This window comes from Azospirillum largimobile (assembly GCF_977007025.2).
In genome coordinates this window covers 1,862,745-1,887,847 of the sequence record NZ_CDRMUA020000001.1, presented here as the reverse complement: position 1 = coordinate 1,887,847, position 25,103 = coordinate 1,862,745, and the positions used below count along the sequence as shown (strand labels likewise).

The 25,103-nt window shown below is 66.4% G+C and carries 25 protein-coding genes and 1 pseudogene; 25 read left to right on the top strand and 1 reads right to left on the bottom strand.

Annotated features, from left to right (window positions below):
* Positions 1-12 precede the first annotated feature (12 nt).
* The 22 genes and pseudogenes from nuoF to ACWPKK_RS08665 all read left to right on the top strand — a co-directional run bounded on the left by nuoF (position 13) and on the right by ACWPKK_RS08665 (position 22,141).
* Entirely contained in the window at positions 13-1,302 is a 1,290-nt protein-coding gene (nuoF, locus tag ACWPKK_RS08770) for an NADH-quinone oxidoreductase subunit NuoF (RefSeq protein WP_310112626.1), read from the top strand.
* 15 nt (positions 1,303-1,317) lie between these two features.
* Positions 1,318-3,381, top strand: a complete 2,064-nt coding sequence (gene nuoG, locus ACWPKK_RS08765) for an NADH-quinone oxidoreductase subunit NuoG (protein WP_452002883.1) — start codon at positions 1,318-1,320, stop codon at positions 3,379-3,381.
* Positions 3,374-4,384 carry an NADH-quinone oxidoreductase subunit NuoH gene (gene nuoH / locus ACWPKK_RS08760; protein ID WP_324865966.1) on the top strand — a complete coding sequence of 337 codons (1,011 nt, stop codon included), beginning with the start codon at positions 3,374-3,376 and terminating at the stop codon, positions 4,382-4,384. The genes nuoG and nuoH overlap by 8 nt, the downstream gene beginning before the upstream one ends.
* Positions 4,385-4,499: 115 nt before the next feature.
* Complete coding sequence (gene nuoI / locus ACWPKK_RS08755; RefSeq protein WP_014248411.1) at positions 4,500-4,988, top strand: NADH-quinone oxidoreductase subunit NuoI; 489 nt, start codon at positions 4,500-4,502, stop codon at positions 4,986-4,988.
* Between the two features lie 18 nt (positions 4,989-5,006).
* Entirely contained in the window at positions 5,007-5,621 is a 615-nt protein-coding gene (locus tag ACWPKK_RS08750; RefSeq protein ID WP_324865963.1) for an NADH-quinone oxidoreductase subunit J, read from the top strand.
* A gap of 2 nt (positions 5,622-5,623) precedes the next feature.
* A complete protein-coding gene (gene nuoK / locus ACWPKK_RS08745) occupies positions 5,624-5,932 on the top strand; it encodes an NADH-quinone oxidoreductase subunit NuoK (RefSeq protein ID WP_014248409.1) in 309 nt (102 codons plus the stop codon).
* A 9-nt stretch (positions 5,933-5,941) separates the two neighbouring features.
* Positions 5,942-8,056, top strand: a complete 2,115-nt coding sequence (nuoL, locus tag ACWPKK_RS08740) for an NADH-quinone oxidoreductase subunit L (RefSeq protein WP_452002878.1) — start codon at positions 5,942-5,944, stop codon at positions 8,054-8,056.
* A gap of 25 nt (positions 8,057-8,081) precedes the next feature.
* Complete coding sequence (locus ACWPKK_RS08735; RefSeq protein ID WP_149222103.1) at positions 8,082-9,608, top strand: NADH-quinone oxidoreductase subunit M; 1,527 nt, start codon at positions 8,082-8,084, stop codon at positions 9,606-9,608.
* Positions 9,609-9,621: 13 nt separating this feature from the next.
* Positions 9,622-11,070 (top strand): NADH-quinone oxidoreductase subunit NuoN, encoded by a 1,449-nt coding sequence (gene nuoN, locus ACWPKK_RS08730; RefSeq protein WP_452002875.1) that lies wholly within the window; start codon positions 9,622-9,624, stop codon positions 11,068-11,070.
* Between the two features lie 10 nt (positions 11,071-11,080).
* Positions 11,081-11,875, top strand: a complete 795-nt coding sequence (locus ACWPKK_RS08725; RefSeq protein WP_324866115.1) for a biotin--[acetyl-CoA-carboxylase] ligase — start codon at positions 11,081-11,083, stop codon at positions 11,873-11,875.
* A 32-nt stretch (positions 11,876-11,907) separates the two neighbouring features.
* Positions 11,908-12,681, top strand: coding sequence for a type III pantothenate kinase (locus tag ACWPKK_RS08720; RefSeq protein ID WP_324865953.1), 774 nt, complete (start codon positions 11,908-11,910; stop codon positions 12,679-12,681).
* Positions 12,678-14,393, top strand: a complete 1,716-nt coding sequence (locus ACWPKK_RS08715) for a ribonuclease J (protein WP_452002873.1) — start codon at positions 12,678-12,680, stop codon at positions 14,391-14,393. The genes ACWPKK_RS08720 and ACWPKK_RS08715 overlap by 4 nt, the downstream gene beginning before the upstream one ends.
* 71 nt (positions 14,394-14,464) lie before the next feature.
* Positions 14,465-14,869, top strand: a complete 405-nt coding sequence (mce, locus tag ACWPKK_RS08710) for a methylmalonyl-CoA epimerase (protein ID WP_014248402.1) — start codon at positions 14,465-14,467, stop codon at positions 14,867-14,869.
* 34 nt (positions 14,870-14,903) lie between these two features.
* On the top strand, positions 14,904-15,158 hold the full coding sequence (locus ACWPKK_RS08705; protein WP_149222098.1) for a DUF1467 family protein: 255 nt from the start codon (positions 14,904-14,906) through the stop codon (positions 15,156-15,158).
* A 23-nt stretch (positions 15,159-15,181) separates the two neighbouring features.
* On the top strand, positions 15,182-15,757 hold the full coding sequence (locus ACWPKK_RS08700) for a DNA-3-methyladenine glycosylase I (protein WP_452002869.1): 576 nt from the start codon (positions 15,182-15,184) through the stop codon (positions 15,755-15,757).
* A 477-nt stretch (positions 15,758-16,234) separates the two neighbouring features.
* Positions 16,235-17,137 carry a hypothetical protein gene (locus ACWPKK_RS08695; RefSeq protein WP_452002866.1) on the top strand — a complete coding sequence of 301 codons (903 nt, stop codon included), beginning with the start codon at positions 16,235-16,237 and terminating at the stop codon, positions 17,135-17,137.
* Complete coding sequence (locus ACWPKK_RS08690; RefSeq protein WP_452002864.1) at positions 17,134-17,601, top strand: hypothetical protein; 468 nt, start codon at positions 17,134-17,136, stop codon at positions 17,599-17,601. The genes ACWPKK_RS08695 and ACWPKK_RS08690 overlap by 4 nt, the downstream gene beginning before the upstream one ends.
* A 155-nt stretch (positions 17,602-17,756) precedes the next feature.
* On the top strand, positions 17,757-19,070 hold the full coding sequence (proS, locus tag ACWPKK_RS08685; RefSeq protein ID WP_452002861.1) for a proline--tRNA ligase: 1,314 nt from the start codon (positions 17,757-17,759) through the stop codon (positions 19,068-19,070).
* A 124-nt stretch (positions 19,071-19,194) separates the two neighbouring features.
* Positions 19,195-20,442 carry a lipoprotein-releasing ABC transporter permease subunit gene (locus ACWPKK_RS08680; protein WP_452002859.1) on the top strand — a complete coding sequence of 416 codons (1,248 nt, stop codon included), beginning with the start codon at positions 19,195-19,197 and terminating at the stop codon, positions 20,440-20,442.
* Positions 20,435-21,175 (top strand): ABC transporter ATP-binding protein, encoded by a 741-nt coding sequence (locus tag ACWPKK_RS08675; protein ID WP_452002857.1) that lies wholly within the window; start codon positions 20,435-20,437, stop codon positions 21,173-21,175. The genes ACWPKK_RS08680 and ACWPKK_RS08675 overlap by 8 nt, the downstream gene beginning before the upstream one ends.
* A gap of 102 nt (positions 21,176-21,277) precedes the next feature.
* Positions 21,278-21,355: pseudogene (locus tag ACWPKK_RS08670) on the top strand (hypothetical protein); the annotation flags it as partial.
* 9 nt (positions 21,356-21,364) lie between these two features.
* The gene (locus ACWPKK_RS08665) at positions 21,365-22,141 is read left to right on the top strand and encodes a dienelactone hydrolase family protein (RefSeq protein ID WP_452004751.1); all 777 of its coding nucleotides are present in this window, start codon (positions 21,365-21,367) and stop codon (positions 22,139-22,141) included.
* A 122-nt stretch (positions 22,142-22,263) separates the two neighbouring features.
* On the opposite strand, the gene ACWPKK_RS08660 is transcribed toward ACWPKK_RS08665, so the two are convergent.
* Positions 22,264-22,839, bottom strand: a complete 576-nt coding sequence (locus ACWPKK_RS08660; protein WP_452002854.1) for a cysteine hydrolase family protein — start codon at positions 22,837-22,839, stop codon at positions 22,264-22,266.
* A gap of 109 nt (positions 22,840-22,948) precedes the next feature.
* On the opposite strand from ACWPKK_RS08660, the gene crcB reads away from it, so the two are divergent.
* From crcB to ACWPKK_RS08645, 3 genes are read left to right on the top strand one after another with little or no spacing between them, the layout of a single operon-like run.
* A complete protein-coding gene (gene crcB / locus ACWPKK_RS08655) occupies positions 22,949-23,350 on the top strand; it encodes a fluoride efflux transporter CrcB (protein WP_324865929.1) in 402 nt (133 codons plus the stop codon).
* On the top strand, positions 23,350-24,414 hold the full coding sequence (locus tag ACWPKK_RS08650; RefSeq protein ID WP_452002852.1) for an RluA family pseudouridine synthase: 1,065 nt from the start codon (positions 23,350-23,352) through the stop codon (positions 24,412-24,414). Before crcB ends, ACWPKK_RS08650 begins: the two co-directional genes overlap by 1 nt.
* On the top strand, positions 24,414-25,100 hold the full coding sequence (locus ACWPKK_RS08645) for an HAD-IA family hydrolase (RefSeq protein ID WP_452002850.1): 687 nt from the start codon (positions 24,414-24,416) through the stop codon (positions 25,098-25,100). Before ACWPKK_RS08650 ends, ACWPKK_RS08645 begins: the two co-directional genes overlap by 1 nt.
* The last annotated feature ends 3 nt before the right edge of the window (positions 25,101-25,103 follow it).

Sequence of the window (25,103 nt, the reverse complement as noted above, 5' to 3'; positions counted from 1 at the left end):
GAGGGGACAGCGATGCTTCGCGATGAGGACCGCATCTTCACCAACCTCTACGGCTACCAGGACTTCGGTCTCGAGGCGGCCCGCAAGCGCGGTGACTGGGACAACACGGCGTCCTTCCTGGCCAATGGCCGGGACTGGATCATCGAGCAGGTGAAGGAATCGGGGCTGCGCGGCCGCGGCGGCGCCGGCTTCTCGACCGGCATGAAGTGGTCCTTCATGCCGAAGAACGTGACCGACAAGCCCGTCTACCTCGTCATCAACGCCGACGAAGGCGAGCCCGGCACCTGCAAGGACCGCGACATCCTGCGCCACGATCCGCACAAGCTGATCGAAGGCTGCCTGATCGCCGGTTTCGCCATCGGTGCCAGCGCCTGCTACATCTACATCCGCGGCGAGTTCTACAACGAGGGCTCCAACGTCCAGCGCGCCATCGACGAGGCGTATGCGGCGGGGCTGATCGGCAAGAACGCCTGCGGCACCGGCTACAACTACGACGTCTACATCCACCGCGGTGCGGGCGCGTATATCTGTGGCGAGGAAACCGCGCTCATCGAATCGATCGAGGGCAAGAAGGGCCAGCCGCGCAACAAGCCGCCGTTCCCCGCCCAGGCCGGTCTCTATTCCTGCCCGACCACGGTGAACAACGTCGAATCCATCGCGGTTGTTCCCACCATCCTGCGTCGCGGCGCCTCCTGGTTCGCCGGCCTCGGCCGTCCGAAGAACTCGGGCACCAAGCTCTTCTGCATCTCCGGGCACGTGAACAACCCGTGCAACGTGGAAGAGGAGATGGGCATCCCGCTGAAGGAGCTGATCGAGAAGCATGCCGGCGGCGTGCGCGGCGGCTGGGACAACCTGCTGGGCATCATCCCCGGCGGCTCGTCGGTCCCGGTCCTGCCGAAGTCGATCTGCGACACCGTCCTGATGGACTTCGACTCCTTGCGCGAAGTGCAGTCCGGCCTCGGCACCGCCGCGGTGATCGTGATGGACAAGTCCACCGACATCGTGAAGGCCATCGCCCGCCTGTCGCAGTTCTACGCGCACGAGTCCTGCGGACAATGCACGCCGTGCCGCGAGGGCACCGGCTGGATGAACCGCGTCATGCAGCGCATGGTCACCGGCAATGCCCGCATGGAAGAGATCGACATGCTGCTGCAGGTCACCAAGCAGGTCGAAGGCCACACCATCTGCGCGCTCGGCGACGCCGCCGCCTGGCCGATCCAGGGCCTGTTCCGCCACTTCCGTCCGGAAGTCGAGCGGCGCATCCAGGCCTACCGCAACAGCGCCCCGCTGGCGGCCGAGTAAGGAGTTCCCGTTCCCATGCCGAAACTGACCATCGACGGGATCGAGATCGAGGTCGAGCCGGGCACCTCGATCCTCCAGGCTTGCGAGCAGCTGGGGATCGAGATTCCGCGCTTCTGCTACCACGAACGCCTGAGCGTGCCGGCCAACTGCCGCATGTGCCTGGTGGAGATGGAGCGCGCGCCCAAGCCGGTCGCGTCCTGCGCCATGCCCTGCGGCGACGGAATGGTCGTCCGCACCAACAGCGAGACCGTCCTGAAGGCCCGCAAGGGCGTCATGGAATTCCTGCTGATCAACCACCCGCTGGATTGCCCGATCTGCGATCAGGGCGGCGAGTGCGATCTGCAGGACCAGGCCATGGCCTACGGTTTCGACCGCGGCCGCTACGGCGAGAACAAGCGGGCGGTCAACGACAAGTATATGGGTCCGGTCATCAAGACCATCATGACCCGTTGCATCCACTGCACCCGCTGCATCCGCTTCATCAACGAAGTGGCCGGTGTTCCCGATGTCGGCGCCGTCTATCGCGGCGAGCATATGGAGATCACCACCTTCGTCGAGAAGGCGATCGGCTCGGAGCTGTCGGGCAACCTCGCCGACGTCTGCCCGGTCGGCGCGCTGACCCACAAGCCCTACGCCTTCACGGCGCGTCCGTGGGAGCTGCGCAAGACCGAGACGATCGACGTCCTCGATGCCGTCGGCTCGAACATCCGCGTCGACGCCCGTGGTGCCGAGGTGATGCGCGTCCTGCCGCGCGTGAACGACGACATCAACGAGGAGTGGCTGAACGACAAGAGCCGCTACTCCTATGACGGTCTGAAGCGCCAGCGCCTGGACCGCCCCTACATCCGCCAGAACGGCAAGCTGGTCCCGGCCAGCTGGGCCGAAGCCTTCACCGCCATCGCGGCGCGCCTGAAGGGCCTGTCCGGCAACCGCATCGCCGCCATCTCCGGCGATCTGGTCGATGTCGAGGCCCAGTTCGCGCTCAAGGAGCTGCTGTCCCGCCTGGGTTCGGCAAACCTCGACTGCCGTCAGGACGGTGCGCGGTTCGACACCTCGGTGCGCGCCGGCTACCTGTTCAACTCGGGCATCGCCGGCATCGAGGAGGCCGACGTGATCCTGCTGGTCGGCGCCAACCCGCGCTGGGAAGGCACGCTGGTCAACGCCCGCATCCGCAAGCGCTATCTGGCCGGCGGCGTCACCATCGCCTCCATCGGCGAGCAGCGTGACCTGACCTATCCCTACAGCGTGATCGGCTCCGGTCCGGAGACGCTGCAGCAGCTGGTCGACGGCAGCCACCCGTTCGCCGAGACCCTGCGGGCCGCCAAGAACCCGATGATCATCGTCGGCATGGGCGCCTTCCAGCGCGCCGACGGTCTCGCGGTGCAGGCCGCCGCCCGTCTGGTCGGCGAGGCCTACGGCATGTTCCGCGACGACTGGAACGGCTTCAACGTGCTGCACACCGCCGCGGCGCGTGTCGGCGGCATCGAGGCCGGCTTCCTGCCGGGCGAGGGCGGTCGCGACGTTCACGGGATCCTCGACGGCGCGTCGAAGGGCGAGATCGACGTGGTCTACCTGCTGGGCGCCGACGAGATCGACACGGCCAAGCTGGGCAATGCCTTCGTGGTCTATCAGGGCCACCATGGCGATGCCGGCGCCCACCGCGCCGACGTCATCCTGCCGGGTGCCGCCTATACCGAGAAGAACGCGGTCTACGTCAACACCGAAGGCCGTCCGCAGCTCGCCCGTCTCGCGGTCTTCCCGCCCGGCGAAGCGCGCGAGGACTGGAAGATCGTCCGCGCCCTGTCGGAAGTCCTGGGCACCACGCTGCCCTTCGACACCCATGGCCAGCTGCGCCAGCGGCTGATGGCGGCGAACCCGATCTTCGGTGCGATCGGCGAGATGACGCCCGCCGCCTGGGCGCCGTTCGGCGCGCAGGGGCCGGTCGACGCCGCTCCCTTCGTGACGCCGATCACCAACTTCTACATGACCGACCCGATCAGCCGGGCATCGGTGACGATGGCCAACTGCACGGAAGCGCTGGTGGGCCCTGCTCAGGAGAGGACTGGCACCCATGGCTGAGTTCTGGAGCGGCTTCCTCCTGCCGCTGATCATTATGGTCCTGCAAATCCTGGCGATCACGGTGCCCCTGCTCGTGGCGGTCGCCTTCATGACCTATGCCGAGCGCAAGATCATGGGCGCGATGCAGCTGCGCCAGGGTCCGGCTATCGTTGGCCCCTTCGGTCTGATGCAGCCTTTCGCCGACGGCCTGAAGCTGTTCGCGAAGGAGCAGATCCTGCCGGAAGGCGCCAACCGGATCGTCTTCTACATCGCCCCGATGCTCACCTTCTTCCTGGCGTTGATCGCCTGGGCGGTCATCCCGTTCGACTACGGGGTGGTGCTGTCCAACATCAACGTCGGCGTGCTGTACCTGTTCGCGATTTCCTCGCTGGGCGTGTACGGCATCGTGATGGCCGGCTGGGCGTCGAACTCGCGCTACGCGTTCCTGGGCGCGCTGCGCTCCGCGGCGCAGATGGTGTCCTACGAGGTCTCGATGGGCCTCATCATCATCACCGTGCTGCTCTGCGTCGGGTCGCTGAACCTGACCGACATCGTGAAAGCGCAGGAAACGGTGTGGTTCGCCATCCCGCTGCTGCCGATGTTCGTGATGTTCTTCATCTCGGCGCTCGCAGAAACCAACCGCGCCCCGTTCGATCTGCCGGAAGGCGAATCGGAACTGGTCGCCGGCTTCATGGTGGAATACAGCTCCGCTCCCTTCGCGCTCTTCTTCCTTGGCGAATACGCCAACATGATCCTGATGAGCGCGATGACGAGCATCCTGTTCCTCGGCGGCTGGCTGCCTCCGCTGCCTTTCGCGCCCTTCACCTGGGTGCCGGGCATCGTGTGGTTCGCGCTGAAGATCGCGCTGTGCCTGTTCACCTTTGTCTGGGTTCGCGCCACCATGCCGCGCTACCGCTACGACCAGCTGATGCGGCTGGGTTGGAAGGTTTTCCTGCCCTTCTCGCTGTTCTGGGTCGTGCTCACCGCCGGTGTCCTGGTGACCTTCGGCTGGCTGCCCAAGTAAGCGGGCCCCAAACAAGCCAGCCTGCACCGAACCCATCATTGATGTGTCGATTTGAGTGCCGGCGAGCCGTCCGAACAAAAGGGCGTCCGCCGGCGAGGAAGGAGACGAAGAGGCCATGGCGTTCCTCGACCGCGCGGCGCGCAGCCTGTTCCTGACCGAGCTGCTGGGCGGCATGGCGCTGACCTTGCGCTACATGTTCAAGCCCAAGGTCACGATCAACTATCCCTATGAGAAGGGCCCCATCAGCTCGCGCTTCCGCGGCGAGCATGTGCTCCGCCGCTATGCGAATGGCGAAGAGCGCTGCATCGCGTGCAAGCTTTGCGAAGCGGTGTGCCCGGCTCTCGCCATCACCATCGAGGCCGAACCGCGTGACGACGGCAGCCGCCGCACGACGCGCTACGACATCGACATGACCAAGTGCATCTACTGCGGCCTGTGCCAGGAGGCCTGCCCGGTCGACGCGGTGGTCATGGGGCCGAACTTCGAGTTCTCCACCGAATCCCGTGAAGAGCTCTTCTACAACAAGCAGAAGCTGCTGGCGAACGGCGACCGCTGGGAGGCGGAAATCGCCCAGAACCTCGCGGCCGAGGCTCCTTACCGGTAAGCGGAAGCGAGAAAAACGATGATACTCCAAGGCATCGCCTTCTACGTGTTCGCCGCGCTGCTGGTGGCCTCCGGTGTGATGGTCATCTCGGCGCGGAACCCCGTTCATTCGGTCCTTTTCCTGATCCTTGCCTTTTTCCAGGCGGCCGGTCTCTGCGTCCTGATGGGCGCCGAGTTCATCGCGATGATTCTCATCATCGTCTATGTCGGCGCCGTGGCCGTGCTGTTCCTGTTCGTGGTGATGATGCTCGACATCAACTTCCGCGAACTGCGCAAGGGTGCGATGGAAGCGCTGCCGCTGGGCGCGCTCGTCGGGCTGATCCTGCTGGCGGAACTGGCGGCCGTGCTGGGCGGCTGGATCGTGGCTCCCAACGTCGCCGCCGTCGCCGGTGCGCCGACGCCGGCGCTCGATCAGGTGACGAACACCCATGCGCTCGGCCGGCTGATGTACACGCAGTACGTCTACCTGTTCCAGGCGTCGGGCATCGTCCTGCTGATCGCCATGATTGGCGCCATCGTGCTGACGCTGCGGCATCGTCCGGGCGTGCGCAAACAGAATGTCGGCGCCCAGATCTCCCGTCGCCGGGAAGACGTGGTCGTCATTCGCAAGGTCACGACCGGGGAGGGCGTGTGATCATGGAGATCGGTCTCGGACATTACCTGACGGTCTCGGCCATCATCTTCACGCTGGGTGTGCTGGGAATCTTCCTGAACCGGAAGAACGTCATCATCATCCTGATGTCGATCGAGATGATGCTGCTGGCGGTGAACCTCAACCTCGTCGCCTTCTCGACCTTCCTGCACGATCTGGTCGGCCAGATCTTCGCCATGATCATCCTGACCGTCGCCGCCGCCGAGGCGGCCATCGGCCTCGCCATCCTGGTGGTCTACTTCCGCAACCGCGGCTCGATCCGAGTCGAAGACATCAACATGATGAAGGGCTGAGGCGGCGCCATGGAAGTGCTAGTCGTATTCCTTCCGCTCCTGGCGTTCCTCGTCGCCGGATCGATCGCGCTGTTCGGCGGGCCGAAGGCCGAGCCGGCGGCTGCGGGTCACGGAAGCCACGGTCATGGCCATGACGATCACGGGCACGCCCAGATCGCCCACGCCCATGACGATCATGCCCACCACATCTCGCACGACGAGCTGGACCACGCGCACGATGACGCCCACGACGACCACCATGTCGTCGCCGGCCCGCCGACCGTCGGCGACCGCGTCTCGCAGTTCGTGACCGCTGGTGCCGTGCTGGTGTCGGCGATTCTGTCCTGGGTCCTGTTCTTCGACGTCGCCGTGGGCGGTCATCCGCGCACCATCGAGCTGATGACCTGGATCCAGAGCGGCACGCTGGACGTGAAGTGGGCGTTGCGCGTCGACCAGCTCACCGCGGTGATGCTGATCGTCGTCAACACCGTCTCGGCCTGCGTGCATGTCTACTCTATCGGCTACATGGCCGAGGATCCGCAGAAGCCGCGCTTCATGGGCTACCTGTCGCTGTTCACCTTCGCCATGCTGATGCTGGTGACGGCAGACAACCTGGTTCAGCTGTTCTTCGGTTGGGAAGGCGTCGGTCTCGCCTCCTACCTGCTGATCAACTTCTGGTACGAGAAGCCCTCGGCCAACGCCGCAGCCATGAAGGCCTTCCTGGTCAACCGCGTCGGCGACTTCGGCTTCGCGCTCGGCATCTTCGCGATCTTCGTGCTGACCGGCTCCGTCCAGTTCGACGCGATCTTCGCCAAGGCCCCGACGCTGACCGGCGAGACGCTGCATTTCCTCAGCTGGGACTTCAACGGCCTGACCATCGCCTGCCTGCTGCTGTTCATGGGCGCGATGGGCAAGTCGGCCCAGCTCGGCCTGCACACCTGGCTGCCGGACGCGATGGAAGGCCCGACCCCGGTGTCGGCGCTCATCCACGCCGCCACCATGGTGACGGCCGGCGTCTTCATGCTCTGCCGCCTGTCCCCGGTGTTCGAGTACGCGCCGACGGCGCTGGAAGTCGTCGCGGTGGTCGGCGGCCTGACCGCCTTCGTCGCGGCGACCATCGGCTTCACCCAGTTCGACATCAAGCGGGTCATCGCCTATTCGACGATGTCCCAGCTCGGCTACATGTTCTTCGCCATCGGCGTGTCGGCCTACAGCGCCGCCATGTTCCACCTGTTCACGCACGCCTTCTTCAAGGCTCTGCTGTTCCTTGGTGCCGGCTCGGTCATCCATGCCCTGCACCATGAACAGGACATGCGCAAGATGGGCGGCGTCTGGCGCAAGATCCCCGTCACCTACGCGATGATGTGGATCGGCAACCTGGCGCTGGCCGGTCTGCCCTTCTTCGCCGGCTATTATTCCAAGGACATGATCCTGGAGGCGGCCTTCGCGTCGGGCAGCGGGGTTGGGCGCTTCGCCTTCGCGCTCGGCATCGCAGCCGCGCTGCTGACCGCCTTCTACTCCTGGCGTCTCCTGTTCATGACTTTCCACGGCACGCCGCGGATGGACAAGGAGGTGTACGACCACGCCCATGAATCGCCGGTCGTCATGCTGGTGCCGCTGGCGGTGCTGACCCTCGGCGCGCTGTTCGCCGGTGTCGGCTTCCACGAGTGGTTCATCGGTCACGACCGTGCCGAGTTCTGGGGCAAGGCCCTGATGGTCCTGCACGACCACGACACGATCGAGGCCGCGCACCACCACACTCCGGGCTGGGTCAAGCTGGCCCCGCTGGTGGTCGGCCTGCTCGGCATCGCCATGGCTTATGTCGGCTACATCATGATGCCGGGCCTGCCGGGCAAGATCGCCGGCACCTTCCGCGGCATCCACCAGTTCCTCTACAACAAGTGGTACTTCGACGAGCTGTATGACGCGCTGTTCACCCGTCCGGCCAAGGCCCTGGGCTATGGGCTGTGGAAGGCGGGCGACGGTGCGGTGATCGACGGCGTCGGTCCCGACGGCGTCGCCGCCGCCACCCGCGACGTCGCGGCGCGCGCCAGCCGTCTGCAGTCCGGTTACGTCTATCACTACGCCTTTGCCATGGTGATCGGGGTCGTCCTGTTCGTCGCCTGGCTGTCGGTCTTCGGCTGAGCGGTATCGAAGGAGAACAACAACAATGGCTAGCTGGCCGATCCTGTCGTTCGCGACCTTCCTGCCGCTCGTGGGCGTCGCGCTGATCCTGCTGTTCTGCCGGGGCAATTCCCCGGACGTGCTGCGGAACGTGCGGTACATCTCGCTGTGGACGACGCTCGTCACCTTCGTGCTGACCCTGCTCGTCTGGGCCAACTTCGATCCGCGCAATCCCGGCTACCAGATGGTCGAGAAGGCGGGCTGGATCCCGGAATTCGGCATCAACTACCACATGGGCGTCGACGGCATTTCGGTGCTGTTCGTCGTCCTGTCGGGCTTCCTGATGCCGCTGTGCATCCTGGCGAGCTGGGAGTCGGTGCAGGTCCGGGTGAAGGAATACATGATGGCCTTCCTCGCGCTGGAAACCCTGATGATCGGGATGTTCTGCGCGCTGGACTTCGTGCTGTTCTACATGTTCTTCGAAGGCGTCCTGATCCCGATGTTCCTGATCATCGGTGTCTGGGGCGGTCCGCGCCGCGTCTATGCCGCCTTCAAGTTCTTCCTCTACACGCTGCTCGGCTCGGTCCTGATGCTGCTGGCGATCCTGGCCATGTATTTCGTGGCCGGCACCACCGACATCCCGACCATCACCGCCACCCAGTTCCCGCGCAACATGCAGCTGTGGCTGTGGCTCGCCTTCTTCGCCTCCTTCGCTGTGAAGGTGCCGATGTGGCCGGTCCACACCTGGCTGCCGGACGCCCACGTCGAGGCACCGACCGCCGGTTCGGTCATCCTGGCCGGCGTGCTGCTGAAGATGGGCGGCTACGGCTTCCTGCGCTTCAACATTCCGATCCTGCCGGAAGCGACCGAGTATTTCGCGCCGCTGATCTACACCCTGTCGGTCGTCGCCGTGATCTACACCTCGCTGGTCGCTCTCGCCCAGGAGGACATGAAGAAGCTGATCGCCTATTCGTCGGTCGCGCACATGGGCTTCGTCACCATCGGCATGTTCGCGCTGAACCAGCAGGGCATCGAGGGCTCGATCTTCCAGATGCTGTCGCACGGCATCGTGTCGGGAGCCCTGTTCCTGTGCGTCGGCGTCGTCTATGACCGGCTGCACACCCGCGAGATCGCCCGCTACGGCGGCCTCGTGAAGAACATGCCGAAATACGCGGTGATCTTCCTGTTCATGACCATGGCCTCGGTCGGCCTGCCGGGCACCGCCGGTTTCGTCGGCGAGTTCCTGGTGCTGCTCGGCGTCTTCCGCGACAACACCTGGGTCGCCGCCCTGGCCGCCACCGGCATGGTGCTGGGTGCCGCCTACGCGCTGTGGCTGTACCGCCGCATCGTCTACGGCAAGCTCGTGAAGCCGGACGTCAAGGCGATGTTCGACATAACCCCGCGCGAAATCGCGGTGTTCCTGCCGCTGGTCGCCGTCGTCCTGTGGATGGGCGTCTATCCCAGCAGCTTCCTGAACGTCACCTCGGCATCGGTCGAGCAGCTGATCCAGACCTACCAGACCAAGCTGGCCGCGTCGCACGCTGCGTCCGGCGTCTCGGTCGCCGCTCGGTAAGGGGTTCTTCGACATGACCGCAGTGTTTCCCGACATCTGGCCGGCCCTGCCGGAGATCTTCCTGGCACTCTCGGGCGTCGCCCTGCTGATGCTGGGCGTGTTCCGCGGCGACGGCTTCACCCGTCCCGTCTCCTACCTGGCGATCGTCTGCATGCTGCTCGCCGCCGTCCTGGCGATGGGCTACGGCAGCGGCCGCATCGTCACCTTCAACGGCATGTTCGTGATGGACGTCTTCGGCGTCTTCATGAAGGTGCTGGTGTTGGTCTCGGCGGCCTTCGCGGTCATCCTCTCGCTCGGCTTCAACGAGCGGGAGCAGATGGCCCGCTTCGAGTTCCCGGTGCTGATGATCTTCGCGACCCTCGGCATGCTGATGATGATCTCGGCCAACGATTTCATCTCCCTGTATGTTGGCCTGGAGACGCAGAGCCTCGCGCTCTACGTCATCGCGGCCTTCCGCCGCGACAGCGCCAAGTCGTCGGAAGCCGGCCTGAAGTACTTCGTCCTCGGCTCGCTCTCCTCGGGCATGCTGCTGTACGGTGCGTCGCTGGTCTACGGCTTCGCCGGCACGACCTCGTTCGACAAGGTGGCGGCGCTGTTCGCCGGCGGCGCCCACGTGTCGCCGGGGCTGGTGATCGGCCTCGTGTTCGTCATGGCTGGCCTAGCCTTCAAGATCTCCGCGGCCCCGTTCCACATGTGGACCCCGGACGTCTATGAGGGCGCGCCGACCCCGGTGACCGCCTTCTTCGCGGCGGCCCCGAAGGTCGCGGCCATCGCCCTGCTGACCCGGGTGGTGATCGAGCCGTTCGGCCATCTCGCCGCCCAGTGGCATCAGGTGCTGGTCGCCGCCGCCGTGCTGTCGATGGTGATCGGGTCCTTCGTCGCCATCATGCAGACCAACATCAAGCGCCTGATGGCCTACAGCTCCATCGGCCACGTCGGTTACGCCCTGGTCGGCCTGACCACCGGCACCCAGGACGGCGTGCGCGGCGTGCTGATCTACATGGCGCTCTACATCGCCATGAACATCGGCGCCTTCGCGGTCATCCTCAGCATGAAGGCCAAGGGCCAGATGCTGGAGGAGATCAAGGACTTCGCCGGTCTGTCGAAGACCAACCCGATGCTGGCGGCGACCATGGCGATCTTCATGTTCTCCATGGCCGGCATCCCGCCGATGGCCGGATTCTTCGGCAAGCTGTACGTCTTCCTGGCTGCCGTCGCGGCACAGGAATACACGTTGGCCGTGATCGGCGTGCTGACGAGCGTCGTGGGCGCCTTCTACTACCTGCGCATCATCAAGATCATGTATTTCGATGAGCCCGCGGTGGTGGTCGACAAGGTGGACGACGACGGCATGACCGGCGTCCTGGTTGTCACCAGCCTGTTCACCCTGCTGTTCTTCGTCGCCCCGGCGCCGATCCTGAACGGTGCGGCGGCTGCTGCGGCGGCCCTGTTCGCCGGGTGACGGCGGACCGATGACGGTATCGCTCGAAGCGGAGGCGGCGCGTCTGCGCCTGCCTCCCGGCTTCCAGGTCAAGGCCTTTGACTCCGTCGGCAGTACGAACGACGAAGCGAAGGCCTTGTCGCGTTCAGGGGCACCCGAAGGCACCATCGTCTGGGCCCGCCGCCAGGAAAGCGGGCGCGGCCGACGCGGCCGGGCCTGGACCTCGCCCGAAGGCAATCTCTACAGCTCGACGATCCTGCGGCCCGGGATGCCACCGGCGGAAGCCGCACAGGTTTCCTTCGTCGCCGCGCTCGCCATCGCCGAGACCGCCGAATCCGTGCTGCCCGATCCCGGCGGCGTGCGCTGCAAATGGCCGAACGACGTGCTGGTGCAAGACCGCAAGCTGTCCGGCATCCTCCTCGAGTCGGAGCCTGCGGCGGACGGTACGGTCGCCTGGGTGGTGCTGGGCGTCGGCATCAACCTGCGGCATTTTCCCGCGACCGCCGATTACGGCGCGACATCATTGATCGCGGAGGGGGCGCCGCCGATGGGGGCAGGCGCCCTGCTGGAGGTCTTTGCCGGCCATCTGGCGGACTGGTATGGGCGCTGGCGCGCTTATGGCTTCGCTCCGGTGCGTGAAGCGTGGCTGGCTCGTGCCCGCGGATTGGGCGGGCCGATCCTGGTCAGGCTGGCCGATCGGACGATCCCCGGCACCTTCGCCGATCTGGACAGCGACGGCGTTCTGTTGCTTGATCCAACGGACGGCGGACCGCGCCAGCGGATCGCCGCCGGGGACGTGTTCTTCGCGCCTCCCGCCGCCAGCTAATCCCAAGTGCCCATCGCCTTCAGGACCACGCCATGCTGCTAGCCATCGACGCCGGAAACACGAATGTGGTGTTCGCCATCTATGACGGCGACCGCCAGCGCGGCATCTGGCGCACGGCGACCGATCCCAAACGCACCTCCGACGAATACATGGTGTGGCTGACGCACCTGATGGCGCTGAAAGGGCTGAAACCGGTCGACATCCATGGCGCCATCATCGCCAGCGTCGTGCCCGGCGCCACCTTCAACCTGAAGCGCCTGTGCAAGGATCATTTCGGCTGCGAACCGGTGATCGTCGGCCAGCCCGGCGTCGAACTGGGCGCCAAGGCGCTGGTCGACCGGCCGGAGGAGGTCGGGGCCGACCGGCTGGTCAACACGGTGGCAGCCGCCGCGACCTACAAGACCCCGCTGATCGTCATCGATTTCGGCACGGCGACGACCTTCGACGTGGTGGATGCCGACGGCAACTATTGCGGCGGCGTGATCGCACCGGGGCTGAACCTGTCGTTGGAGGCGCTGCAGATGGCCGCCTCCAAGCTGCCGCGGGTCGAGATCCAGCCGCCGGACCACGTGATCGGCAGGAACACCATCGCCTGCATGCAGTCGGGCATCTTCTGGGGGTATGTCGGCCTGATCGAAGGGCTGGTGGCCCGCATCCGGGCGGAGTACGGCGAACCGATGCGGGTTGTCGCCACTGGCGGATTGGCTGTTCTTTTCGCCAAGGCTACCCATGTGATCGAACACACCGACAATGAGCTGACGCTCCGCGGTCTCCTCCTGATCCACAAGCGCAACACGGTCCAATGACACAATCCTCCAAGACAGCCGCCGGAACCCCTGCAGCCCCGGCGGACACCTTCGTTCCGGAGGATGGCGCCCTGTATTTCCTCCCGCTCGGCGGTTCCGGCGAGATCGGGATGAACCTCAACCTCTACGGCCATCAGGGCAAGTGGCTGATGGTGGACCTCGGCATCTCCTTCGCCGACGACACCATGCCCGGCCTCGACGTGATCATGCCCGACCCGGCATTCATCGCCGAGCGGCGGCAGGATCTGGTCGGGCTGGTGTTGACCCATGCGCATGAGGACCATCTCGGCGCCGTACAGTATCTGTGGCCGGAACTGCGCTGCCCGGTCTATTGCACGCCCTTCACCGCAGCCTTCCTGCGCGCCAAGCTGCACGAGAAGGGGCTGAGCGCGACGGTTCCGATCCATGAGATTCCGCTGGGCGGCACGGTGGAGATCGGTCCCTTCTCCGTCGAATACGTCACCATGACGCATTCGATTCCTGAGCCGAACGCGCTCGCCATCCGCACCTCCGCCGGGACCGTCCTGCACACCGGCGACTGGAAGCTGGACCCCGATCCGCTGGTCGGCGACATCGCCGACGAGGCGCGGCTGCGCGCCATCGGTGACGAAGGGGTGCTGGCGCTGGTCGGCGACAGCACCAACGCGCTGGTTCCGGGCTCCGCCGGGTCGGAGGCGACGGTGCGCGCCTCGCTCATGGAGCTGTTCGGTCGCTACCGCGACTCGCGGATCGCCGTCAGCTGTTTCGCCACCAACGTGGCGCGGCTGGAGAGCATCGCCGCCGCCGCCGCCGCCCACGACCGCCATGTGGCGTTGGTCGGACGGTCCCTGTGGCGGATCAACGAGGCGGCGCGGGCAAGCGGCTATCTGGCCGACGTGCCGAAATTCCTGTCGGAGCATGACGCCAGCTACCTGCCGCGGGAAAAGCTGGTGCTGATCTGCACCGGCAGCCAGGGGGAGCCGCGCTCCGCCCTTGCCCGCATCGCCGCCAACGACCATCCGCAGGTGACGCTGTCGCGCGGCGACGTGGTGATCTTCTCCTCCCGGGAGATCCCCGGCAACGAGCGGGCCATCGGCCGCATGCAGAACCAGCTGGTCGCCCAGGGCGTGGAACTGGTGACGGCGGACGAGGCGGCGGTCCATGTCTCCGGCCATCCGGCGCGGGACGAACTGGTGCGCATGTACCAGTGGGTGCGTCCGCGCATCGCGGTGCCGGTCCATGGCGAGCAGCGCCACCAGCAGGCCCACGCCGCTTTGGCCGAGGATTGTCAGGTTGCCCACAGCATCGTGCCGGCCAATGGCGAACTGATCCGGCTCGACGGGGTGGAGGGCGCTCAAGTGGTGGCCCATGTGCGGTCCGGCCGCATGGCGGTGGACGGCAAGCGGCTGGTGCCGCTCGACACCGGCATGATGCGGGCGCGCAACCGCATGGTGAACAATGGTGCCGCCGTGGTGACGCTGGTCATGACCGGAACGGGCGAACTGCTGACCGCGCCGCAGGTGGCGGTGATGGGGCTGATCGACGAGGCGACCGACCGCGACATTCTGCTCGATGTGATCGACGCGGTGCGTGAATCGGTGGCGATGCTGCCGAAATCGGCGCGGGCCGACGATGCCCAGGTGAAGGAGGCGGCGCGGATCGCCGTCCGCCGCTGCTTCAATGCGACCCATGGCAAGAAGCCGGTGACGGAGGTCCATCTGGTCCGCGTCTGACGGAAATTGTGTATAACAGGCTTATCAGAGCCCGCTAACGGGCCGAACGGAAAGCCAGCGAGAGGACACGCATGATCGGGAAGCTCAACCACGTCGCCATCGTCGTTCCGGACCTGCCGGCGGCGACGGCGCTCTACCGCGACACGCTGGGTGCCGCGGTGTCGCAGCCGGTGGATCTGCCGCCGCACGGCGTGACCGTCGTCTTCGTCACCCTGCCCAACACCAAGATCGAGCTGCTGCATCCGTTCGGCGAGAAGTCGCCGATTGCCGGATTCCTGGAAAAGAACCCGTCCGGCGGCATCCACCACATCTGCTACGAGGTGGACGACATCCTCGCCGCCCGCGACCGGATGAAGGAGCAGGGTGCCCGCGTGCTTGGCGACGGCGAGCCCAAGATCGGCGCCCACGACAAGCCGGTCCTGTTCCTGCACCCAAAGGACTTCTGCGGGACGCTTGTGGAACTGGAACAGGCCTGACCCTGCCTGACGGGACTGGAGCGCGGAGAGGGCGATGGACAACTGGGTGACGGCGGTCTTCGTCTATATCGTCGTGTGGTGGGTGGTGCTGTTCGGGGTGCTGCCCTGGGGTGTCAGGACGCCGGACGAGCCGGAGCCCGGCATGGCCTCTTCCGCGCCGGTCGAACCGCGCATCCTGCGCAAGTTCATGATCACGTCGGTGGTCGCCCTGCTGGTTTGGCTGGTGATCTTCGGCGTGGAACGGTCCGGGATCATCTCCTTCCGCGAGATGGCGCGGCATATGTACTGACCGACCGGAGAGGAGAGGGCGGGGTGAGCCTGACCTACTGCGCGGCCGCACCCGGCCATCCCCACCATGGTCCCTACCATGACGGTGAATACGGCTTCCCGAGCGGCGACGACCGGGTGCTGTTCGAGCGGCTCGTTCTGGAGATCAACCAGGCCGGGCTGTCCTGGCTGACCATCCTGAAAAAGCACGAGGCGTTCCGCGCCGCCTTCGACGATTTCGACATCGACCGGGTCGCCGCCTATGGCGAGGCGGAGCGGGCACGGCTGCTGGCCGACGCCGGCATCATCCGCAACCGACTGAAGGTCGATGCGGTGATCGAGAATGCCCGCCGCATCATCGCATTGCGCGAAACCCACGGTTCCTTCGACGGCTGGCTGCGCGCCCACCATCCGCTGACCAAAGCGGAATGGGTGAAGCTGTTCGGCCGGACCTTTCGCTTCACCGGCGGCGAGATCGTCGGGGAGTTCCTGATGAGCCTGGGCTACCTGCCGGGGGCGCATCAGCCGGACTGCCCGGTCCACGTCGTCGTCCTGGCGCAGAGTCCGCCCTGGAAAGCCGCGGTCGATAACGGCTATCGCGGGTATGAGCCCGGGAAATAGGCAATGTCCCGGTCAGAACGGCGGCAATCGCCGAAAGGCTGGGCAAAATTGCAAAAACTTTGAGCATGACAGGGCTCTGCCTCAGTTTTAGGCTTGCCACGGGATCGGCTCGGGTCCACACTTTTGCTGTGACGAGGGAGGTTCTTCCTCCCTTTCCGACGCCTGGTGGCAATTCCTCCCTAAACTCGACAGGCCGCGCCGCATTTGCCGCGCGGCCTTTCTTTATCCGCCATGCCGATTGTTTGCCTGCGGACTGGAAATTTCCGCTGCAGGTCCAGAAAACGTTAACGGTTTCCTTGGTAGCGTTGCTCCGCCCGCCTCTGCCCCGGGGTTTCTCCCTTTCCGGCGGGAATGGTCGCAAAGAACGCCGCCCGGAGGCACGCGCCGCCCAGGTGGCCGTCCGCATTGGCCGATCGGACAAGCCGGTCATCGCCCGTTCCGGCGGGCGTCAGAAGAAGGACGACAGTCGAGGCGCCGATGGCCGCGAACGAAAACGAACGGTTCGATCAGTTCGCCGCGGTTCTGACGACCGAACTGTTGGAGCGGACCAGGAAAAGCATGGAGTTGCTGGCGCCGGATCAGCAGCCTTGCTCCATGCTGCCTTTCATCCAGACGCCGTCCTTCGTCGAGTTCTATCAGGACCTCGTGCGTGTCGGCATCCTGCCGGTCGTGCTCAGCCGCCGGCCGGTGCGCGCCATTGTCGGCGACGTCGATTGGGCGCGGGAGGGGCGCGAATATCTGCTGACGGTCCTCGACGACCGCTCCAATGCCGTCTTCACCGCCTGGGAGTATGCCTGGGATTCGCTGTGGGACGAGCGCAAGGTCGGGCAGGACAGTGGCGGGGCAGGTGGCGGCGCCAAGCCGAAGAAGGGCTTCTTCAGCGCCCTGTTCGGCCGCAAGCGCGAGGAGAGGTCCGACAGCGGCCATGGCGGTGGTGCGGAGGGCGGCGTGATGGCCGGGCTGCACATCATGCTGACCGAACTGGCGGAGAAGCGCGGTTTCCTACCATTGTTCCACGATGACGTCCGCATCCTGAAGGCCCTGCCGCGGCTGAAGCCCGGCCGGGTGGCGCAGGCCTGGAAGGAAATCACGCAGTACCACCACCAGGAATTCTATATGCCCGAACCCGAGCAGGCGAAGCCGGGTGCGACCTCGGACTGCCTGCAGAAATGGCATTACAATCTGCCGGACAAGATCGGCGAGTTCCTGGTGCTGAAGGCCGCGGTGGACCTGGAGCATGTGAACAAGCCCTTCATCGGCAAATACATCCGCCAGTCGGCGCGGACCCAGGAGGAGGCGGAGAAAGGCATGCCCTACCTGTCGCTCTATTGGAAAGCCATGCGCAACCCGGCCCTGGTGGCCGAGCGGCACACGCTGTGACGGCGCCAAAGGCCCTGCGCGCCTGCCTGACGGCGTGCCTGCTGGCTCTGGCGGCCGGCACCGCTTCGGCGCAATCGCAGCCGCAGTTGCCAGGCCCCATTCCGCTGACCCCCGATGCCGCCCGCGAGCGGCCGGTGATCGATTTGTCGCTGTGCCAGCGGCTGACACGCCATGTGCCGGCCGCCGATGTGGAATACCGGCCAGGGGTGGATGTGAACGGCCGCCCGGTGGTGCCGGCCGACCTGCCGGGCACCGCCGGCACTCAGCCGCCGATTCCCATCGACCTGCCGCTGTCGGTGGATCTCGCCCGGCGGATGGGTATCGCCCTGCCGTCGGTGCCGTTCCTGCCCGGCGACGTGACCTCGGTCTGGCTGAGCGTCGTCGGCGACCGGCTCTATCTCAACGGCCAACCGATCGATCCGGGGGCGGAGGACCGCCTCTACGCCTATTGCCGCGCCCGGTAGGGCCGGAGCAGGCAGGGGAGGAAGCGGGGGCTTACAGTGGACAAGTGCGGGCGACCTTCCTAAAGTCGCTCACCCGCCGCCCGAGTCCGCTCCTGTTCGAAAATGGAGCATGTCCGCGCGGCCTTGTCGAACACCTCGCACACGAGAGCAGAGCCATGCGGCTGTCCAGCTTCTTCATGCCGACCCTCAAGGAGACCCCGACCGAGGCGCAGATCGTCTCGCACCGCCTGATGCTGCGGGCCGGGATGATCCGCCAGACCAGCGCCGGCATCTATGCCTGGCTGCCGCTGGGCTATCGGGTTCTGCGCAAGATCGAGCAGATCGTCCGCGAGGAGCAGGACGCCGCCGGTGCGCAGGAACTGCTGATGCCGACCATCCAGTCGGCCGATCTGTGGCGCGAGAGCGGCCGTTACGACGATTACGGCAAGGAGATGCTGCGCATCACCGACCGTCACGACCGCGAGATGCTGTTCGGCCCGACGAACGAGGAGATGATCACCGACATCTTCCGCTCCTTCGTCAAGAGCTACCGGCAGTTGCCGCTGAACCTCTACCACATCCAGTGGAAGTTCCGTGACGAGATCCGCCCGCGCTTCGGCGTGATGCGCGGCCGCGAGTTCCTGATGAAGGACGCCTACTCCTTCGACATCGATGCGGACAGCGCGCGCCGTTCGTACCAGAGGATGTTCCTGGCTTACTTGCGCACCTTTGCCCGCATGGGGCTGAAGGCGATCCCGATGCGCGCCGACACCGGTCCGATCGGCGGCGACCTGAGCCACGAGTTCATCATCCTGGCCGAGACCGGCGAGAGCGGCGTCTTCTGCCACAAGGACTGGATGAACCTGGACGTGCTGAAGGACGCCCCCGGCATGGAGGACGACCTGCAGCCCTTCTTCGACCGCGTCACCGGCATCTATGCCGCGACCGACGAGAAGCACGACCCGGCCAACAGCCCGGTGCCTGAGTCGGATCTGGTCTCGGCCCGCGGCATCGAGGTCGGCCACATCTTCAACTTCGGCACCAAATACTCCAAGCCGATGAATGCCGTGGTCGCCGGCCCGAACGGCGAGTCGATCCCGGTGGAGATGGGCAGCTACGGCATCGGCGTGTCCCGCCTGATGGGTGCGATCATCGAGGCCAGCCACGACGACAACGGCATCATCTGGCCGGACGCCGTCGCGCCCTTCAACGTCGGCCTGATCAACCTGAAGTCCGGCGATGCAGAGACCGACCGCGTCTGCGCCGAACTGAACGCCAAGCTCGAAGCGGCCGGCCTGGAGGTCGCCTATGACGACCGCGACGAGCGTCCCGGCGCGAAGTTCGCCGACATGGACCTGATCGGCGTTCCCTGGCAGCTGGTCGTCGGCCCGCGTGGCCTGAAGAACGGCGTCGTCGAGCTGAAGCGCCGCGCCACCGGCGAGAAGGAAGAACTGCCGGTCGAGGCGGCCCTGGCGAAGCTGCTGGGCTGATCGGATTAGCTCGAAAAGGTAGCCCGGTTCGCCTAAGCCGGCGATCCGGGCTTCGCCCTTTTCCCGCCACGCTCACGTTCTTATGTAGGGCGTCGTTTCAGCCCACCCACAGGACCCCAGCCGCATGATCTTCAACGCCTTCGAACGCATGGTCGCGATGCGTTACCTCCGGGCGCGCCGCCAGGAAGGGTTCATCTCGGTCATCGCGGGGTTCTCGCTGCTGGGCATCGCGCTCGGCGTCGCGACGCTCATCATCGTGATGGCGGTGATGAACGGTTTCCGGGCGGAGCTGCTGGGCCGCGTGCTCGGCCTCAACGGGCACCTCAACGTCTACAACATGCGTGGCGGGCCGCTGCCGGACTTCGACATCCTGGCCGGCAAGCTGCGCAACACGCCCGGCGTCAACACAGTCACCCCGACGGTGGAAGGCCAGGCGCTGGTGTCGGTGCGCGGCGTCGCGTCGGGCGCGGTCATCCGCGGCGTGCGGGCGGAAGACTTCAAGATGCGGCCGACGCTCGCCAACAACGTCATCCGCGGCTCGGCCGAGGAGTTCGGCGACGATCGCATCGCCATCGGATCGCGCATGGCCCAGCGGCTGGGATTGAGCGTCGGCGACCAGATCACGCTGATCGCGCCGCAGGGCAACGTCACCGCCTTCGGCACCGTGCCGCGGATGCGCAGCTATCCCATCGGCGCGATCTTCGACGTCGGAATGTTCGAATACGACAACAGCTTCATCTTCCTGCCGCTGGAGGAGGCGCAGGCCTTCTTCCGCACCGGCGACGCCGTCACCTCGCTGGAGGTCTTCATCGACGACCCGATGCAGATCGTGGCCGCGCGTGCCGCCGTCCAGTCGGCGGTGGCAGGGGAAGGGCGGGTGGTCGACTGGCAGCAGTCGAACGCCAGCTTCTTCACCGCGCTCCAGGTCGAACGCAACGTGATGTTCCTGATCCTGTCGCTGATCATCATGGTCGCGGCCTTCAACATCATCTCCAGCCTGATCATGCTGGTGAAGGACAAGGGGCGCGACATCGCGATCCTGCGCACCATGGGGGCGACGCGCGGCATGGTCATGCGCATCTTCTTCCTGTCCGGCGCCAGCGTGGGCGTGACGGGAACGCTGCTGGGGCTGGCGATGGGCGTGTCCTTCGCGCTGAACATCGAGAGCATCCGGCAGGTCATCCAGGGGCTGACCGGCACCAACCTGTTCAACGCCGAGATCTATTTCCTCTCCCACCTGCCGGCCAAGATCGACTGGAGCGAAGTGGTGCAGGTGACGCTGATGGCGCTCGGCCTGTCCTTCGCGGCCACCATCTACCCGTCCTGGCGCGCCGCCCGGCTCGATCCGGTGGAGGCCCTGCGCTATGAGTGACGCGGTCATGCAGCCGATGCTGGAACTGAAGGACATCGTCCGCCGATTCGAACAGGCGGGCGAGATTCTGGAGGTGCTGCGCGGGGTCGAACTGACCGTCGGCGCCGGAGAATTGGTGGCGCTGGTCGGCCCGTCGGGTGCCGGCAAGTCCACGCTGCTTCACATCGCCGGCCTGCTGGAACGGCCCACCGGCGGCACGGTGCGCATCGCCGGCACCGACGTGTCGAACCTGGACGACGGCAAGCGGACCGAGGTTCGGCGCCGCTCCATCGGCTTCGTCTACCAGTTCCACCACCTGCTGCCGGAATTCTCGGCGCGGGAGAACATCGTCCTGCCGCAGATGATCGCCGGCGTGCCGAAATCCGTCGCCAAGCAGCGCGCGGACGAGCTTCTGCGCATGGTCGGGCTGGAACAGCGCGGCACCCACCGCCCGGCCCGCCTGTCGGGCGGCGAGCAGCAGCGCGTCGCCATCGCCCGCGCGCTGGCCAACGCGCCGTCGCTGCTGATCGCCGACGAGCCGACCGGCAACCTCGACCCACACACCGCGGAGCATGTCTTCACCATGCTGTCGGCGATCGTCCGTCAGGCCAAGGTGGGCGCTCTGGTCGCGACGCACAATCTGGACCTCGCCCGCCGCATGGACCGGGTTCTGGAGATGCGCGACGGGCGGCTGGTCGAGTACCAACCGTCGGAACTGGTCCCGTTGGCCGAGGCGGTGCCGGACGCGTCATAGGCCGAAAGCGCGTCCTTCCCCCGGTTGCCAAGCCGGCGTCGTGCCCCCACTCTCAAGCGCGACCGCGCCGGCTGAGCTGCGGCATAGGCAAGACAGGGGGCATCGGGGATGGACCAGCGTATCATCGATCTCTACGACGAATACACCCATGCACCGCTGCCGCGCCGGGTCTTCCTGGAACGGCTTGCGGTGCTGGCCGGCAGCGCGGCGGCGATCCCGACCATCCTGGCGGCGATCGAGCCGAACTATGCCCACGCGGCCATCGTCGGCGAGGACGACAAGCGTCTGGCGGCGGAAAAAGTGAGCTTCCAGGGGGCGACCGGCGACGTTGCCGGCTATCTCGCCCGGCCGAAGCTCTCGGACAAGGCCCCGGCGGTGATCGTCATCCACGAGAACCGCGGCCTGAACGCCTATGTCGAGGACGTCACCCGCCGGCTCGCCACCGAAGGCTTCGTGGCCTTGGCGCCCGACCTGCTGTCGCCGTTGGGCGGCACGCCGCAGGACCCCGACAAGGCCCGCGACATGATCGGCCAGCTCGACGGCGACAAGACGGTCAACAACCTGATCGCGGCCATGAGCTACCTGATGGCCTACCGCTATTCCTCGGCCAAGGTCGGCGCCATCGGCTTCTGCTGGGGCGGCGGCATGGTCAACCGGCTGGCGCTGAAGGCGCCCGACCTGATGGCCGGCGTCGCCTTCTACGGCCCGACGCCCGACCCGGCGTTGGTGACCACCGTCAAGGCGCCGCTGATGCTGCATTTTGCCGGGCTCGACCAGCGCATCAACGCCGGCATCCCCGCCTATGACGAGGCGCTGAAGAAGGCCGGCGTCGAACATCAGATCCACATGTACGAGGGCGTCAACCACGCCTTCCACAACGACACTTCGGCCGAACGCTACAACAAGGACGCCGCCGATCTGGCCTGGAAGCGCACGGTGGAGTTCCTGAAGGCGAAGCTGGCGTAGGCAGGCGTGCTGTTGCCCCCTCCCTAACCCTCCCCCGCTAACGCGGGAGAGGGAACTCCGCCGGATTCCCGCAAAGCTCCTACCCCTCTCCCGCAAAGCGGGGGAGGGATGGGGAGGGGGCATCACTGCAACATCTCTCCCAACACCTCCGCCGTCTCCACGACCGTCGCATATTCGCCGTCGATATTGGCGAGCGACAGGTCGTGCACCTCGTCCGCCGTCCACACTCTGCCCGACCGGTCGTTCCGGGCGAAGGTGAAGCAGGCGTCGGCGACCAGACGCACGTCGTAGCCCAGGTTCCCGGCCATCCGCACCGTCGCCTCGACGCTGTTGTTGGTGATGACGCCGGCCACCACCAACGTGCCGATGCCGCGGCCGCGCAGCCACTCGTCCAGGCCGGTGCCGATGAACGCGCTGTTCACCCGCTTTCCGATCACCGTTTCGCCCGGCAGCGGCATGGCCTCCTCCTTGAAGGCATGGCCGGCACTGCCGGGACGATAGGTGGAGGCCGGATCGGTCGAATCGTGGCGGATATGGACGATGGGCCGCCCGCCCTGCCGCCAAGCCGCCAGCAATGCCGCGATGTTGGCTTCGGCCTGCGGGTTGTTGCGCGGGCCGACGCGGCTCCAGCGCGGGTCGTCGATGGCCTTTTGCAGGTCGACGACCAGCAGGGCGGTGTTGTTGGGGAGCGTTTCCATGCCGACGATCCTGCCGCCATTGTCCATCGCGTGACAAGTGGCGCGGTTTCTGGCTCTAATCCGGCGCTCGATCCCCATTCCCACCGTTCTGCGCTGAATCGGAGGCGCCGTGCTCGCATCCCCCCTGTCCTTGCTTGCCGTCGCCGCCGGAGGTGCCGCCGGTTCGGTGGCGCGCTATCTGATGCTGCTGGCGATCATGCAGTGGGCCGGCACCCGGTTCCCGGTGGGGACGATCGTCGTCAACGTGATCGGCTGCACGGTGATGGGCGTGCTGTCGGAACTGGCGGCGCTGACCTGGTCGCCGTCCCCGGAGCTGCGCGCCCTGCTGCTGGTCGGCGTGCTCGGCGGCTTCACCACCTTCTCCTCCTTCACGCTGGACATCGGTGTTCTCGTCGCCCGTGACGAGTTCGCCGCGGCGGCGGGATACTTCCTCGCCTCGACGCTGTTCAGCGTGGTGGGCTTCTTTGCCGGCCTGTGGGCCGTGCGTTCTCTTGTTTCGGTGTCCCTCTGATGACTGACTCTCCCAATCCCGCCGCCGATCACGCCGATACCGCGTCGACTGAACCCAAGGGCGACAGCAAGGTCGAAACCCGCATCGTCACGGCCGACGAGGCCGACATGCGGCTCGACCGCTGGTTCAAGCGGCATTTCCCCGACGTGAACCACAGCTATCTGCAGAAGCTGCTGCGTACGGGCCAAGTCCGCATCGACGGCAAGCGGGCGGAGACGTCGTCGCGTCTGGCGGCGGGGCAGGGCGTGCGCATCCCGCCGCTGGCCGCCTGGGCGGCGCCGGTCAGGGGGCCCAATCCGGGGGCGGGCAAGCCCAAGGGCATGTCGGACAAGCAGATTGCCGAGTTGCAGGCGCTGGTGCTCTACCGCGACGCCGACGTGATCGCCATCAACAAGCCGGCGGGTCTGGCGGTGCAGGGCGGCACCGGCACCTCCAAGCACCTCGACGCCATGCTCGACGCCTTGCGCTTCGACGGCAACGAGCGGCCGAAGCTGGTCCACCGGCTGGACAAGGACACCTCGGGCGTCCTGCTGCTGGCCCGCACCACCTTCGCCGCCAGCAAGCTGACGGAGCTGTTCCGCGGCAGCGCCGTGCGCAAGATCTACTGGGCCGTCACCGTCGGCGTGCCGACGCCCTACCAGGGCAAGATCGACCTCGCGCTTGCCAAGGAAGGCGGTCCCCATGGCGAGCGGGTGGCGGAGAACAAGGAAGATGGCAAGCGCGCCGTCACCGTCTATTCGGTGCAGGAGAATGTCGGCAAGCAGGCGGCCTTCGTCGCCATGTGGCCGCTGACCGGCCGCACCCACCAGCTGCGCGTGCACATGGCCGCGGTCGGGACGCCGATCCTCGGCGACGGCAAATATGCCGGGCAGGGCGCCTTCCTGGCCGGGGCGGAGGTGGCGAAGAAGCTGCATCTGCATGCCCGCCGGCTGATCCTGCCGCACCCGCGCGGCGGCAAGACCATCGACGTGACGGCGCCGCTGCCCGACCACATGCAGGCGACCTGGAAGTATTTCGGCTTCAGCCCCAACCTGCGCGACGATCCGTTCGAGGATTTCGAGTGATGCCCGCTTCCGGGAAATCGCCCCTGCGGTTGGCCCTGTTCGATTGCGACGGCACGCTGGTCGACAGCCAGTTCGCGATCATCGACGCCATGACCCAGGCCTGGGCCGAGCACGGGCTGGGCGAGCCCGACCCGATGGAGGTCCGCCGCATGGTCGGGCTGTCGCTGGTGGAGGCGGTGGCCCTGCTGCTGCCGGCGCATGATGCCGAAGCCCATGTCGCGGTGGCGGAAAGCTACAAGCGCGCCTTCTCCGCCGCGCGCAGCCGGGGCGATGTGGACGAGCCGCTGTTCCCCGGCATCATCGACACGCTGGCGGCGCTGGAAGAGGCGGGCGTCCTGCTGGGTGTCGCGACCGGCAAGTCGCGCCGTGGGCTGGACGCGGTGCTGAAGGGGCACGGCCTGACCGGGCGATTCGTCACGCTGCAGACTGCCGACGTCGGTCCGGGCAAGCCCAACCCGCACATGGTCCAGCGCGCGCTGGCGGAGACCGGCGCGGAGGAGGCAGGCACGGTTGTGATCGGTGACACGACCTACGACATTCAAATGGCCCGTAACGCGCGGGTGCGTTCGGTCGGCGTCTCCTGGGGCTATCATGCGGTGCCGGAGCTGGAGCGGGCCGGGGCGGACCGCATCGTTCACCGCGGGCGGGATGTCGCCACCGCGGTGCTGGAGCTTTTGGAAGGGTAAGCG

Coding starts and splice junctions, on each gene's coding strand:
- nuoF (WP_310112626.1), top strand. CDS start 13: ATGCTTCGCGATGAGGACCGCATCTTCACCAACCTCTACGGCTACCAG.
- nuoG (WP_452002883.1), top strand. CDS start 1,318: ATGCCGAAACTGACCATCGACGGGATCGAGATCGAGGTCGAGCCGGGC.
- nuoH (WP_324865966.1), top strand. CDS start 3,374: ATGGCTGAGTTCTGGAGCGGCTTCCTCCTGCCGCTGATCATTATGGTC.
- nuoI (WP_014248411.1), top strand. CDS start 4,500: ATGGCGTTCCTCGACCGCGCGGCGCGCAGCCTGTTCCTGACCGAGCTG.
- ACWPKK_RS08750 (WP_324865963.1), top strand. CDS start 5,007: ATGATACTCCAAGGCATCGCCTTCTACGTGTTCGCCGCGCTGCTGGTG.
- nuoK (WP_014248409.1), top strand. CDS start 5,624: ATGGAGATCGGTCTCGGACATTACCTGACGGTCTCGGCCATCATCTTC.
- nuoL (WP_452002878.1), top strand. CDS start 5,942: ATGGAAGTGCTAGTCGTATTCCTTCCGCTCCTGGCGTTCCTCGTCGCC.
- ACWPKK_RS08735 (WP_149222103.1), top strand. CDS start 8,082: ATGGCTAGCTGGCCGATCCTGTCGTTCGCGACCTTCCTGCCGCTCGTG.
- nuoN (WP_452002875.1), top strand. CDS start 9,622: ATGACCGCAGTGTTTCCCGACATCTGGCCGGCCCTGCCGGAGATCTTC.
- ACWPKK_RS08725 (WP_324866115.1), top strand. CDS start 11,081: ATGACGGTATCGCTCGAAGCGGAGGCGGCGCGTCTGCGCCTGCCTCCC.
- ACWPKK_RS08720 (WP_324865953.1), top strand. CDS start 11,908: ATGCTGCTAGCCATCGACGCCGGAAACACGAATGTGGTGTTCGCCATC.
- ACWPKK_RS08715 (WP_452002873.1), top strand. CDS start 12,678: ATGACACAATCCTCCAAGACAGCCGCCGGAACCCCTGCAGCCCCGGCG.
- mce (WP_014248402.1), top strand. CDS start 14,465: ATGATCGGGAAGCTCAACCACGTCGCCATCGTCGTTCCGGACCTGCCG.
- ACWPKK_RS08705 (WP_149222098.1), top strand. CDS start 14,904: ATGGACAACTGGGTGACGGCGGTCTTCGTCTATATCGTCGTGTGGTGG.
- ACWPKK_RS08695 (WP_452002866.1), top strand. CDS start 16,235: ATGGCCGCGAACGAAAACGAACGGTTCGATCAGTTCGCCGCGGTTCTG.
- proS (WP_452002861.1), top strand. CDS start 17,757: ATGCGGCTGTCCAGCTTCTTCATGCCGACCCTCAAGGAGACCCCGACC.
- ACWPKK_RS08680 (WP_452002859.1), top strand. CDS start 19,195: ATGATCTTCAACGCCTTCGAACGCATGGTCGCGATGCGTTACCTCCGG.
- ACWPKK_RS08675 (WP_452002857.1), top strand. CDS start 20,435: ATGAGTGACGCGGTCATGCAGCCGATGCTGGAACTGAAGGACATCGTC.
- ACWPKK_RS08660 (WP_452002854.1), bottom strand. CDS start 22,839: ATGGAAACGCTCCCCAACAACACCGCCCTGCTGGTCGTCGACCTGCAA.
- ACWPKK_RS08650 (WP_452002852.1), top strand. CDS start 23,350: ATGACTGACTCTCCCAATCCCGCCGCCGATCACGCCGATACCGCGTCG.
- ACWPKK_RS08645 (WP_452002850.1), top strand. CDS start 24,414: ATGCCCGCTTCCGGGAAATCGCCCCTGCGGTTGGCCCTGTTCGATTGC.